The organism is Paenibacillus sp. 598K (assembly GCF_003851045.1).
GTDB lineage: Bacteria > Bacillota > Bacilli > Paenibacillales > Paenibacillaceae > Paenibacillus_D.
The window spans coordinates 10,004-23,506 of the sequence record NZ_BFBX01000080.1 but is presented as its reverse complement, the minus strand read 5'-3'; the positions used below and the strand labels follow the sequence as shown (position 1 = coordinate 23,506).

At 60.0% G+C, this 13,503-nt stretch carries 9 protein-coding genes; all 9 read right to left on the bottom strand.

Annotation, left to right across the window (positions count from 1 at the left end; genetic code table 11):
- Positions 1-210: 210 nt before the first annotated feature.
- Complete coding sequence (locus tag PA598K_RS22020; protein ID WP_128659031.1) at positions 211-1,854, bottom strand: response regulator; 1,644 nt, start codon at positions 1,852-1,854, stop codon at positions 211-213.
- A complete protein-coding gene (locus tag PA598K_RS22015) occupies positions 1,829-3,601 on the bottom strand; it encodes a sensor histidine kinase (RefSeq protein ID WP_260405542.1) in 1,773 nt (590 codons plus the stop codon). The genes PA598K_RS22020 and PA598K_RS22015 overlap by 26 nt, the downstream gene beginning before the upstream one ends.
- A 60-nt stretch (positions 3,602-3,661) precedes the next feature.
- On the bottom strand, positions 3,662-4,522 hold the full coding sequence (locus tag PA598K_RS22010; RefSeq protein WP_376739060.1) for a carbohydrate ABC transporter permease: 861 nt from the start codon (positions 4,520-4,522) through the stop codon (positions 3,662-3,664).
- Between the two features lie 76 nt (positions 4,523-4,598).
- Entirely contained in the window at positions 4,599-5,492 is an 894-nt protein-coding gene (locus PA598K_RS22005) for an ABC transporter permease (protein ID WP_376739059.1), read from the bottom strand.
- 130 nt (positions 5,493-5,622) lie between these two features.
- The gene (locus tag PA598K_RS22000; RefSeq protein ID WP_128659028.1) at positions 5,623-7,365 is read right to left on the bottom strand and encodes an extracellular solute-binding protein; all 1,743 of its coding nucleotides are present in this window, start codon (positions 7,363-7,365) and stop codon (positions 5,623-5,625) included.
- A gap of 268 nt (positions 7,366-7,633) precedes the next feature.
- Entirely contained in the window at positions 7,634-9,298 is a 1,665-nt protein-coding gene (locus PA598K_RS21995) for a glycoside hydrolase family 43 protein (RefSeq protein WP_260405541.1), read from the bottom strand.
- A gap of 98 nt (positions 9,299-9,396) precedes the next feature.
- On the bottom strand, positions 9,397-10,389 hold the full coding sequence (locus PA598K_RS21990) for a carbohydrate ABC transporter permease (RefSeq protein WP_128659027.1): 993 nt from the start codon (positions 10,387-10,389) through the stop codon (positions 9,397-9,399).
- Between the two features lie 4 nt (positions 10,390-10,393).
- The gene (locus PA598K_RS21985) at positions 10,394-11,266 is read right to left on the bottom strand and encodes a carbohydrate ABC transporter permease (protein ID WP_128659026.1); all 873 of its coding nucleotides are present in this window, start codon (positions 11,264-11,266) and stop codon (positions 10,394-10,396) included.
- Positions 11,267-11,275: 9 nt separating this feature from the next.
- The coding region (locus tag PA598K_RS36405; protein WP_185602161.1) for a DUF5696 domain-containing protein at positions 11,276-13,503 on the bottom strand (2,228 nt) is incomplete at its 5' end.

Below are 13,503 nucleotides of genomic sequence, written 5' to 3'. Positions count from 1 at the left end.
GATTTTTTTTGGATAACCCACTTTTCTTGTTTTTCAGCGTTCCTCGTTTTGTTTGTCAGCCTTGCCTTCTTTTCATTTTACATACCCAGCCGCCCCCAGTGTGCACCGCACGACAAAAACTCCTCCCCGCAAACGGCTAGCCCGCTTGCAGGGAGGAGTCCTTCTACTATTAATGATTCATTACCTAAAAACCAGCACCTAAACCTACAGTTACACCTGCCCCTCCTCCAGCTGCCCGGGCAGCGCGAGCTCCGAGCGGTAATGCTGCGGGGAGAGGCTGGTCATCTTCTTGAAGAAGCGCGTGAACGACTGCGGCGTGTCGTAGCCGATCAGCGCGCCGACCTCCGCCACCTTCAGCTCCTCGCGACCGAGCAGCTCCTTGGCCTTGCGAATGCGCAGCGCCTCGATGTACTCGGACAGATTGACGCCCCGCTCTTGCTTGAAGAGGCGGGAGAGGTACGACGGGTTGAAGTGAAATTCGTCCGCCAGCCGAACGAGCGACAGGTCCTCCGCCAGATGGGCCTCGAGATAGGCCGAGATCTTGCGGATGACCGAGGCGGCCCGCTTCTGCTCGCCGCTGCGGCGGTCGGTGAAGAGGGCGCTCGCCGACTCCTTCAAGTAATCGAACGCTTCCTCCCACGAGCGGTACGCCTCCGGCTGCATCAGGTTAAAAGCGTCCGCCCGCTCCCGCAGGTCCAATCGGTTAATGTACGAGAGCACGATAACCGCGATCGTGTAGTACAGCTCCTTCACATACGGACTGCCCTTCTCCTGCAACACCGGTGCGGTCAGCTCGCCGAACAGCTCGAGAAACTCGGCCTTGCGGCCCGCCTCGAGATGCGCGGCCAGCGCCTCGGACTTGTCGCGGAGCAAGCGATCGCGCACAGGCGCGGCCGACTCCGCACGCAGCGAGACGGTCTGCACCATCTGCGCCCCGTCGCCGACCCGGAAGTGCTGGCGATGCCGCAACTCGTCATAGGCTGCCGGCACGGCCTCCCAGCCCAGCGCCTCGCGACCGAGCGTCAGCGCCGTCGTCAGCTGCAGCGATTCGTAGCAGGCCAGCTCGATCCTCTCGAACGTCCCCTCGAGGAACATCAGCGTCTGCTCGTAGCGTCCCGGCTCAGCTGGCGGGATGCGCCAGTGCGGCTGGATGAGCCAGATCAGGTCGCCGTACCGGTCGATGACGCAGCTGCTGACCGTCCGCTCCATCAGGAAGCTCTCGGCGAGATACTTGACGGCGAGCGCCGTCTCCTGCCGTCCGGCATAGGATTGGCGCGGTCCGACAGCGGCCAGGTTGCCGAGCGCTAGCAGTACCGGCTGCGCCGGATCGAGCGGGATGCGCAGCTCCTTGAAGTCCTCGCGCAGCTCCTCCACGGTCTTGGCATGATGGAGCAGCTCGCGGAAATAATCGCCCTGCGCCAGCGTCTCCAGCTTGTTCAGCCGCTCCTGCGACTGGCGCACCAGATCCTCGACCCGCAGCGCATCGTCCAGCTCGCGGAGCGCCCGTCTGACCGCCTCGATCAGCTTGGGGTAGCCCTCGCTCTTGAGCACGTACTGGACATCCGGCTGCTGGATCGCGCGATACACATAGTCGAACTCGTCATGACCGGTCAGGAAGACGATCTTGCACTGCGGCCAGCTCTGGTGGATATGGCCCATCAGCTCCAGGCCATCCATCTCTGGCATGCAGATATCGGAGAGGACCAGGTCGACCCGCGTGCGCTGGAGCAGCTGCAACGCCTCCTCGCCGGAGTACGCTTTGTACAGATCCAGCTCCAGATCGAGGCCGCCGAAGATTTCCATCAGCCCGTCGGTTATGATCTCTTCATCATCCACGATCAGCATCCTGTGCATCAGACGCCCCTCCTTCCCTCCCCAATATAATCTCGACCCGCAAGCCGCCGAGCGGACTGCGATCCACACGCAGTCCGCTCGCCTCGCCATAGGTCATCGCCAGCCGGCGATGGATGTTGACGATGCCCGTCGTCTCTGCCTGATCGTCGACGCTGCGCAGCACATGCTCCATCTTCATCAGCCCTTCATCGGTCAGCTTATTGCCGCTATCCTCGATGAGGATGCTGACGGTCTGCTCGGACTGCGCGTAGGAGACGACGATCCGGCCGTCTCTCGCCTTTTTCTCGAGGCTGTGCTTGAAGGCATTCTCGAGGATCGGCTGGACGATCAGCCGCGGTACCGTCAGCTTGCGCAGCTCCTCCGGCAGCGGCTCGATCTCGACCTGGATGCGTCTGGAGAAGCGCAGCTCCTGGATCTCCGCATACATCGTCGCATGATGCATCTCCTGCTCCAGCGTCACCAGGTCCGAGGCGTTGCGAGTGACGAACTGGAAGTATTCGCCGAGCAATGTCGTGAACTGCTCGATCCGCTCATTGTCCCCCGTCTTGGCCATCGTATTCAGGATGAAGAAGCTGTTGTACAGGAAATGCGGATTGATCTGCGACTGCAGCTGCTTGAGCTCCGCGCGCTGCGCCATAATCTTCTGCTTGTACACCTGATCGATCAGCGAGCGGAGATTGCCGACCATCAGGTTGAACCGTTCGTACAGGTAGCGGAACTCATCCTTGGACGCATGCGCGATCGAGATGTTCAGATCGCCCTGCTCCATCCGCCGGAAGCTCTTGACGAGCGTCAGGATCGGCTTGTGGATGAAGTTGTAGGTCGACAGGCCAAACGCGACGATAATCCCCAGCGCCGTCAAGACGAACACCCACGCCCACGTATAAAACTTGGCAAGCGGCTCCTTCACCACCTGCTCCGGGATGAAGCGGTAGATCGAGATGCCCAGCTCATCCGACTGCGCGCGGATCGCGTAGTACTGCTGGTCGTTCAGAGAGATTCGCTCCATCTCGCCGGCCCGCAGCGTCTCCAGCGGCAGCTCGGCGAGCGCCGCGCGCGCCCCTGCCAGCTCAGGCGTCAGACTCGACATGCCGACCTTGCCATCGCGGTATCGGAGCACGGTGCCGCTGCCCGGATACGTGTTGAATTGAGCCAGCGCCTCCTGCAGCTTTTGCCGGTCCAGCTCGATCTCCACGGTGAACAGCGGCTCGGCGTCGCGCGTCCCCTGCGGCTTCAACGCCGCCAGGTACAGGCCTCCATTCCACTCGATGACCTGCGAGCGGCTGCCGAACACCGAGCGGAGCTCGCGGTACCTCGTCTGATCGAAGTCGCGAATGCTCGTCTCCGCCGACATCGACCGCTCGATCGTCGCGATGTGGACGCTCACATCCTTGATGTACTTGCTGCTGTTCTGCACAGTGAACAGCCGGGTCCGCAACGAATTGATCGTATCGGTCCGGTCGATCGTCGTCATCGAGTCCCAGAGCAGCGTCAGCTCGTTGAGGTTCTCGTCCTCCAGCAGACTGTACTGCAGCACCTTCATCCGCTCGATTTCATTGCCCAGGTCAGTCAGATAAAAGTTCGTCTGCGAGATCGCCGTCCGGGCGATATCCGCGCTCGTCGTCTGGACGATCCATTGGTACAGATAGACCGCGAAGAACAGGATCGGCAGCATGATGAGCAAAAAGGTAACGATAAGCCGCAGAAATACCGTATTGCGCAGCGAGAACTCCTGTCGGTTGAACAAAGCCGACGCCTCCATTGTTTTCTTCCCATTATAAACCAAAAGCGCTGCGCAATGCTTACGTTATCCTTTGACGCTGCCGAGCACGATCCCCTTGACGAAATACTTCTGCAGGAACGGATAGGCCAGCATGATCGGCAACGAGCCGAGGAAAATCTGCGACGACTTGAGCGTCCGATCCGAGATCAGCGCCAGGTTCAGCAGCTCGTCGCGGGACATATTGGACAGACTTTGCTGGATGACGATCGTCTGGATATAGCTCTGCAACGGATAGTTCGAGGGACTGCCCATCAGCAGGAGACCGTCGAACCAGCTATTCCAATGCTCGACCAGCGAGAACAGCGCGAGCGTCGCCAGCGCCGGCTTGGAGATCGGCACGAAGATGGTCCACATCGTCTTCCAATGGCTGGCGCCGTCGATAAACGCCGCTTCCTCCAGCTCCTTGGGGGTCGCGCGGAAGAAGTTGAGCAGCAGCACGACGCTGAAGACCGGCACCGCGCCAGGCAGCACCAGCGCCCAAATGGAGTTGAGCAGGCCGTATTCCTTGAGCGTCGTATACCACGGGATGAGGCCGCCATGGAACAGCATCGTCAGGAAGAACAGCCAGGCGTATACGCTGCGCAGCCGGAAGGCGCTGGACTCTTTGGAGAGCGGATAAGCGACGAGAATCGTCAGCAGCAGATTAAGCGGCGTGCCGATCCCGATCCGTGTGAGCGAGACGAGCATCGCCTGCCAGAACTCGCCCCGGCTTGCCGTGTACTTGTAGGAAGCAAAGGTGAAGTCGACCGGCCACAGCTTGACGAAGCCTGCCGAAGCGGCAGCGCTGGAGCTGAAGGACACGGCGATAATATGAATGAGCGGCATAATGCACAAAAATGAAAGTACAATGAGAAACGTCCCATTGACCCACGGGAACCACTCCAGACGCTTGCGCGACCGAAGGCGGACCGTCCCTGCCGGTTGCGGTGACTTTTGATGCTCCACGGGGCTCCCTCCTCCTCTAGAAAATCCGGTATCTGGCCACCTTGTAAGCGATCAGATAGGATGCCGATATCAATGTAAATGAAATGACGGATTTGAACAGGCCAACGGCTGTAGCGACGCCATACTGGGCATCGAGCAAGCCGATCCGGTAGACGAACGTATCGAGAATATCGCCGCTCTCGTACACTTGCGGACTGTACAGGTTGAACACCTGGTCAAAGCCTGCATTAAGCAATTGTCCGAGACTGAGCACCGACAGCAGGACGATAACCATCCGCATGCCCGGCAGCGTAATATGCCACATTTTGTGCCAGCGGTTGCCGCCATCGATCGTCGCCGCCTCATACAGGCCAGGGTCGATGCCGGTGATCGCCGCCAGATAGACGATCGTGCCGTAACCGAAGGTCTTCCAGATATCGGATCCGATCAGCGTAACCGGGAACCAGTTGTTATCCCCGAGGAAGAAGATCTTCGGCAAGCCGATGGCGCCGAGGAAGTTGTTGACGATGCCGCTCGAGGGCGACAGGATATCGATCAGTATCCCGCCCAGGACGACCCAGGACAGGAAGTAAGGCAGATAGATTGCCGTTTGCACCGAACGTTTAATGACGTTGTTTTTTAGCTCGTTTAACAAAATGGCGATGATGATCGGGACCACCAGTCCCAGCACCAGCTTGAAGCTGGAGATAAACAAGGTGTTGAACAAGACCTGAGTGAAGCTCGGCAAGCTCATCACATACTCAAAGTTGGCCCATCCCACCCATTTCTGGTCGCCGAACAGGCCTTTGGCCGGGATAAACTTCTGAAAAGCAATGATGACGCCAGCCATCGGAACATACGAGAACATAATAATTAGGGCCAGGCCCGGAAAAATCATCGCGTGAAGCGGCCATTCTCTACGCATCTTCATCGTTATCAACCTCCACATCACAGGCCAAGGTGTACAAAACAAGGTGAGCTTACTGGCGCTGGCCTGCAGCCTCTTGGCGATCCAAGAGGAGACGGAGGGAGCTGTCCGCTCCCCCCGCCGCCTGCTTCAGTTAGCCCTTGGTCGCTGCATACCATTCGTTGACTTCTTTTGTAATATCGTCGCCGCCGAGCTTCTTCCAGTCCTCTACGAACTGATCGAACTTGTCAAGGGATTCGCCGAGAATAATTTTGACGAATACTTCGTTTTGCATTTTCTCCAGCGTCGTCTTGCGCTCGACCATCGTCGGCGTAGGCGCGCCTACGAACTTGTCTTGGAGGAACTGCTTGTTCTTGTCATACTGATCTGTGATGCCCATCGAGCCTTGCTCGCCGTAGATGCGCTCCCAGCCCCACAGCGCGAAGCCGTCTGCGTCTCCGGATGCATACATCTCCAGCTTCTCCTGGATTGTCTTGGCTTCGCCGACCAGGGTCGAGAAGTCATTGGCTTTGCGAGCCGCATCGATGGCACGGAACGCGTCCACGTTTTTGTAGACTGGCGCTGGCGTGACTGGCGACAGCTGCCATACGCTCTCCGCTTCCGGCGGCGCATAGTACTTGTCGAACTCGGCCGTCTCGCCCCAGTTTTTCTCGAGGTGAAGGTTGAACATCTTGACGACGGCTTCGGGATGCGCGGCGCCCTTCTTGACGGCGAAAAATCTCGTCGTGCTGAATTTCAGCGGCACCTTCGGCGCATCGCCGGTCTCCGACACGATAGGGAAGGCTTGCCATTGCGCGTTTGGATCATTGTCGCGATTCAGCTGCAGCGGCCAGATGGAGTTCCATTGCTCGCCGTATTCCATACCGATCTTACCGGCTGCGATCTGCTCCGACACTTTGGCGCCGTCCTTGACGCCGAACTCCTGGTCGAGCTGACCTTCCTTGTACATCTGCTGCAGGACGCCCAGCGCCTTCTTCATCTCTGGTTGGATGCTGCCGAACTTGAGCTCTCCGGAGCTGTCCTCCAGCCAGATGTTCGGGTAGGCGTTGTAGCCTGCTACGAAGCCCTCGAGGCCCATCGCGCCTCCCCAAAGTGCCTTGGTGATGCCGAGGCCAAAGGTGTCCTTGACGTTGTTGCCATCCGGGTCCTGCTCGGCAAACGCTTTCGAAATCTTCACTACATCATCCATCGTCTTCGGCGGATCGAGCTTCAGCTTCTCCAGCCAGTCCGTGCGGACCCACAGGAACATCGACCGCTCGATCGAGGACTCCAGCTGCGGGATCGCCATCAGCTTGCCGTCATACGTGACAGCGTCAAAGGCGCTTGTGCCCTCTTGGGTGAGCACTTGCTTGGTCAGCGGCGAGGCGTATTTCTCGTACCATTCGGTCATATCTTCGATCAGATCGGACTCAGCCAGCTGCTTGAGCTGCGTAGCATCCACCGGTGTGATATCGGGCAGATCGCCAGAAGCCAGGGTTACGTTGATTTTCTGCAGGTATTGGTCGGATGTCGGATTTCCCTTGACGATCCAGTCGTAGGTGATGTCGATGCCCAGCTCATCCTTGTACAGGCGCGACCAGATGTTATCCTCGATCGTCTCGCCCGGCAGTACGCCGAGTACGTTGTTTTCGACGACGTCGCTCAGGTTGCGGACGAAGGACACCGAGATCGGCGGGTCGTATTTGGTCAATGGCCCGTCATCGGCTGCGGGTTCAGGCGTGTTGTTCGTGCCCGTGTTCGTGCTTGGCGTATTTTTCCCCGGGTCGTTGGTCGCTGGCGTGTTCGTACCGCCGTTGCTATTGCTGCACGCCGTAGCGGTAAGCGCAGCCAGCATCAGGATAGAGAGCCCTTTCACAAACCGTTTGTTGGTGCTCATATCGTTCCCCCTATACAATGAGTTGTTCAAAATGTCTACGCTTACATTATCATCTCCAAGGGCGGTCCGCCACAATATACAACTATTTACTTTTCTTAACTCCATTTTACTGTTGAGGTCAAATGAAGGGGCGAGCACGCAAGGGAACGGCGAGGTCGATCCGCGGTGCGATGGGCAAAGGTGTGCGATTTTTAGTACACATGAGTAGGATTTGCTCAAGAACGGTAAAGAGGGCAGCGCGGCACGCTGCCCTTGGAACTTTATTGTGTTACTCTCGCGGGACCGTACGACTGCCCCAGATCGCCTCGCCCTGCTCGGACAAAGCGGTGAAGGCAAACGTCTCCGCCCCGGCGACAGCGTCCCACTGCCGGATCAATACGCCGCGGTAGACCGTCCCCGCCACGGTTAGCTCGGCCTGATGGCCGTCCGTCAGCGTCCAGACGCCTGTCAGCTCTCCCTCGATCGCGCCGCCCTCCGTCAGTCGCACGACGTCCGCTTCCTTGAGCTCGGCGCTGATGTCCCGGCCATGCCGGATCAGCTTGTACTCGCCTGCTGCCTCCGCCACTGTGTAGGCGCCGATCGACTCGCCAGCGTATCGGTGCGGCGCGACAACCGGCCAGCCATCGCTATTCATGAACATCTGATGCGTGCGCACCTCGTGGTGCTCGCCCCGATACGGGAAGCGAGTGTGGAAGATGAGGTAGTAGCGTCCCGTCTCCTCGTCGTAGTAAGCGGAGTTATGTCCCGGTGAGACGTATCCGTTGCCTATGCCTCCTCCAGCCTCTCCAAGCTGGCGGCGCATCAGGTAATTGCCCATCAGCTTGGCCCCGTAAGGCTCGATCGCCCGATCGTCAAAAAAAGAACCCGGCGCGCCGCCCGCCTCGATCATCGGCTGGCCTGCCGCATCCACATAAGGACCGTCCGGGCTCTCCGAGCGCGCGACCCGGATGCTATAGCCCCCGGCTGCGTCCAGTCCGCCATAGGACAGGAACAGATAATAATACTCGGTGTCCGGGCTATAGAGGATATACGGTCCCTCGATCCGGCTGTGATTGGCCCCCAGCAGCTTGCCGCCATAGCCTTGATCGGGGTAGGGTCGGCCGGTCTCGGGGTCCAGCTTCAGGATGAAGATGCCGCCGGAGTAGGAGCCGTACACCATCCATAGCAAGCCTTCGCGGTCATAAAAGGTATGCGGATCGATCGCATTGGGATGCACCGTCGGATCGTAGATCGTCCCGTCCTCGCTCGGCTGTCCCCACATCCCCGATCGGAGCAGGATGCCCTCGTCGGTGAACGGCCCCTCCGGAGAGTCTGCGACGGCGAGACCGATCGCCGCGCGCGGTGAATCGCCTTTGCAGACGCTGTAGTACATGTAGAATCGGCCATCCGCCAGCTCGATGACATCGCCCGCCCAGAAGGTATCGGTCTGTCCCCATGCCAGCGCCTCGGCCATCTCCTCCGTGACGTTGGGGATGAGCGGGTTGCCGTCGTGGACGCCGGAGGAGATCAACGTCCAGGACATCAGATCGTCCGACTTGGCCGACTGCAGATGCGAGCCGTAAATGTAATAGGTGCCGTCGACGCGGATCACCGAAGGATCATGCACCGACACCTCGGCGAATGTCGGTCCATTCGCTGCGTGGCCCTCCGTACCGGCCCCGGGGGTCGCCGCAGGGACCGCTCCCTCTTCGTTGACGTTGGCGGCGGACGCGTCGCCCGGCATGGCGGACCCATCCGCCCCCTCACGAGCTGGCGACGCAATCTGCTCTGTGTGGGCCGGTTCATTGCCCGTTGGCTCTGTGTGGGCTGACCCTGTGTTCGCTGGTCCCGAGTTCGCTGTTCCCGTATTCCCCGGCTCCGCCTGTCCGCTGCATCCCGCCAGCGCCAGCACTGCCAGGATTAAGAGACAGATCCTGATCGATTGGCAAGTCATAAGCTTATTCTCCTCCTCCGGTACATCTCGTCGCTCCGTCAAGTCGGTGACGGTCGTCGACGCCCTTGGCCGCATTGTCATCGACATGTTCTTCTCTTCTATTCACCAGCGATGCCCGAACGCTCGACGCTCTCGACAAAGTAACGCTGCACGAACAGATACATGAGCAGGATCGGCAGGATCGACAGGATGACGCCTGCCATGATCTGGTTGAGCAGCGTCGACGCCATGCCGATCGCGTCCGCCGAGATCGACTGCGACATCTGCTCGGAGTTCATACTGGCCTTGCCATAAAAGCCCGACATTCGCTGCGCCAGATTGTAGAAGGGCGGCAGCTGCAGGTACGTGCTAGGCTGGAAGTTGTCATTCCAGTGCCAGACGCTCGAGAACAGGAAGACGACGAGCATCGCCGGACGCGCCAGCGGGAACATGATCTGCCAGTAGGTGCGGAAGTGACCTGCGCCGTCGATCCGCGCCGCCTCCTCCAGCACGCCCGGCAGTCGGCGGTAAAACTGGATGAAGATCAGCACGAACAGCGAGCCTTGCAGACCGTGGCCAAAGGCGGCCGGCACCACAAACGGCAGATGGGTATTAATCCAGCCCAGGCTGCTGAAAAACATATACAGCGGGACGACGATCGTCTGCGGCGGCACCAGGAATGTAAAAATGAGCAAGCTGATCCAGAGCGCATAGCCAGGAAACCGATAGCGCGCAAAGCCGTAGCCGATCAGCGAGCAGCTAACGATCTGCAGCGCAGCGCTGCCAAATGAGGTGACGACGCTGTTTGCGAACCCTTGCCAGTAATTCATCTCGGCGAAAGCGACCCGATAGTTGGCCAGATCGAAGCTCGTCGGGATCCAGCGGACCGTAGCGTCAGCCACGTCCCAGCTCTGCATGAGCGACTTGGACACCATGTACAGCAGCGGGTAGACGAATACGAACGAGAGGCTGAGCAGGACGAAGTAATACAGCAGCGTACCGGCGAGCTCCTTGCCCCGTCTGGTCGCAGAATGTCGCAGCCCCGACTGCAGCCCTGACTGCAGTTGCGCGCCAAAGCTTCGTCGCACATAGTTGAAGCGCGTCTCCTCCATCCACTTACCTCCTTCCTTCCATCGACGCCAGATGCTTGCGGAACAGCGCGAAGACCGCTCCGAGCAGCATGAAGATGACGATGAAGTAAATCCAGCCGAGCGCCGAACCGTAGCCGTAATTGTTATTGCTGAAGACGACAGTCCGCAGATGATTCATGACGCCGTTATCCGCCTTGGTGAACGAGTTCACCATCGTAAACAGCGTGTTGACGAAGATCATCGGCAGGATCATCGGGAACGTAATCTTCCAGAAGCTCTCCCACTTGGTTGCGCCGTCGCAGGTCGCTGCCTCGTACAGCTGCGGCGAGATCGTCTGCAGCCCCGCCAGGAAGATGAGGATCTGCACGCCCGAATCCCACATCACCAAGGTCAAAGAGTCGGAGTACGAGAGCAGCGTCATCAACAGATCGCCAGGGATGAATATCCGGAGCTTGCTGTACAGGTCATACTGCATAAAGATCGGCAATTGGGCCGCCCCCTGCTCCAATAGCTTCTTGAGGATCGTCCCGGAGGCGATGATGACCGGCAGGAAGAAGATGCCGCGGAACAGCATTCGACCTACGGCATGACGATTCAGCAGGAGCGCGCAGATCATCGCGAAGACGAGGACGAGCGGCACATGGCGCAGCATCGCCAGCATCGTATCCCGCAGCAGCGGCAGGAAATTAACGTCAACGGTAAACGCCGCCCGGTAATGCAGCGTCCCGACGTAATCGGCGATCAGTCCGTCGCGGCTCGTCTTCAGCTCCTGGAAGGAGTAGTACAGCGAGCGACCGAGGGGGACGGCCATAAACAGGAAGAAGCCAACGATCCATAAGCCGATAAACGAGTAGCCCTCCAAAATATGACGTCCGCGCATATTGAGTTTCCATCGCATGTTGTTCGCCTACCCCCTCATCCACGTGTAGTCCATCGCCCGGACCGGCTGGCCATCCACCTGGGCATCGGTCGCATTGTAATTAACGATGACGCGGACGCCGCCCTCATAGTCCGTCGAGTAGATGCCCGGCTGGAGCTGGCTATGGCCGATCATCCGCCGACCGGCGGTCGCTTCGTACATCGGCAACATCGCCTTGTATTCGGAGATCGCCTCGCCGAGCCAATCCTCGGCCTGCGAGCTGAACAACCGGTCTGCCATCGTCCGCTGCAGCCTGTTGGTCGGCGCGGCGGTCAGCTCATAGCTCGGCAGCGCGCCGTACTCGATCGCCCGCAGCCGTTCGTACGCCGCATCCTCACGCAGATTGGCCGGAGCTGCATAGTACGGGATCAAGCCGTGGATGGCCAGCTGATAGAACGGCACCGCTTCGTCGGTGTAGGTATAGCCGCTATGATAGAGCGGCGCCTGATCGATCCGGTTGACCGCTCCCCAGGTGTACGCATACCCGTAGTCGACAGCAGCGCGTCCCACTTGCTCGCGTGCGGTCTCCAGCGCCTGCCGCCAGACTGCCGCTGTCTGCGCCCGACTGAAAAAGGCCGCAGGGTCCTCGTCCGAGTAGAGAAGATCGCCCATGTGCTGGAACTGGATTCCAGCGACGCCGAGCTTGTCGGCTTGCGCCAGCTCCAGCGCGATATGACGGTCGTACACCCGCTGCGGCTTGAGTAGATAATAGCCGATATTCCGCTGCGTCCAGCGGTCCGTAAGGTAGTAGCCGGTGAGCTCCAGCACCTCGCGGTCGATGCCGCGGACCGCGTCCTTGCGCTGGCTGAAGCCGTCGCTGCTCTCGAAGGGCTTGACATAGTTGGTCCGGAGGTACAGCGGCGTGTCCTGCTCTGCCGCATACGCCGCCAGACGCTTCAGACCGGACCTTCCGCCCAGCTGCCGTGCAGCAGGGAAGTGTTCGGGCTGATTGCCGTACAGTCCGCCCTTGGACCACCCGTCCAGGGTAAGCTCCAGTCGGTATATGCCTGCCGACTTCAGCTCCGCGATCAGCCGCTGCGCCTGCTCGAAGGTCGTCATCCGGATGAAGGTGCTGCCGATAATCTCGTCGCGCCGGATGCCGCCCAGCATCCGGATCGATAGCGGCGCATCGGCGGCTCTTGCGCCGATTGGTTTGACGCCGAGCTCGTCCGTGAGGTAACGGCGGTAGGCGCCAGCCAGCCCGACATAGCTCGCCTCCTCCCCCGTCAGCAGCTCGAAGCGCACCTGCCGGTCGCCCTCGATCTTGCGTCCCTGGTAGTACGGGATCTGACCGGAGGAACCGATGAAGATGACGTCGTTTTTGCGATAGAGGAACTCTGCCGAGCTTCGGTAGAGCGGGATGTTGCGGATACCGGCCGGCGTGCCGTTGATCCGTGCGTCGTACTCGCCCTGCGTGACAATGCCGAGCGTTCCGATGCCGTCCCGATACATGCCATAGACCGGCATCGTCGCATACTGGCGCGGCGTCTGGGTGCGCATGCCGTTCTGAGAGATCATGTCATGCGTCTGCGTGATGAAGGTCTCGTCCGGGCCGTAGATCATCTCCGAGTATCCCTTCAGGTAGAGCGGATAATCGGGACGGAAATGCAGGAGCGCGCCCGAGCCGTCGGGCAGCAGCATCGCGCCTTCCTCGAAGGGCAGCGCAGCGTTCATGAACGGCAGCGCCTCCAGGCTGATCAGCCTCGCTTTGCCCTCCTCGCGGATCGAGTCGTACGGGATCGTCACCTCCAGGCCGGTATCCGTCAGCCGGTAGACGAGGTCAAAGTACAGTTGCTCCAGCTCGAAGGCAAAGCTGACCTTCACCCGGTCCGCCTCCGCAGCGATCGTCGCCGTCGTCTCGGCATCCTTCAGCGAGTAGGTCGAGGTGATGTCTGCGCCCTCGGTGTACTTTACATGGACCGGCGAGTCCATGAATTTCTTGTTGTTGGGCATCGTCGTGCGCGGCACGATCGGCGCGCCGAGCCACTCGGCCTCCGAGTCCTTGGCCGCCACCCGGACATTGGCCGTCTTCTCGTCGAGGTAGAGGACGAAGCGACCATTGTCCAGATAGCGCGTCGTCGCCGTGACGGGGTACATCGGCTCATCGCCGGTGAGCCTCACCGCCAGCGGCGAGACGACCGGCTGGTCGCTTGGGGAGCCCGGCTGCTCGGCCTGGTTCGGCTCGGCGTCGGGCGTCGGATTGCTCGCTGCCGGGT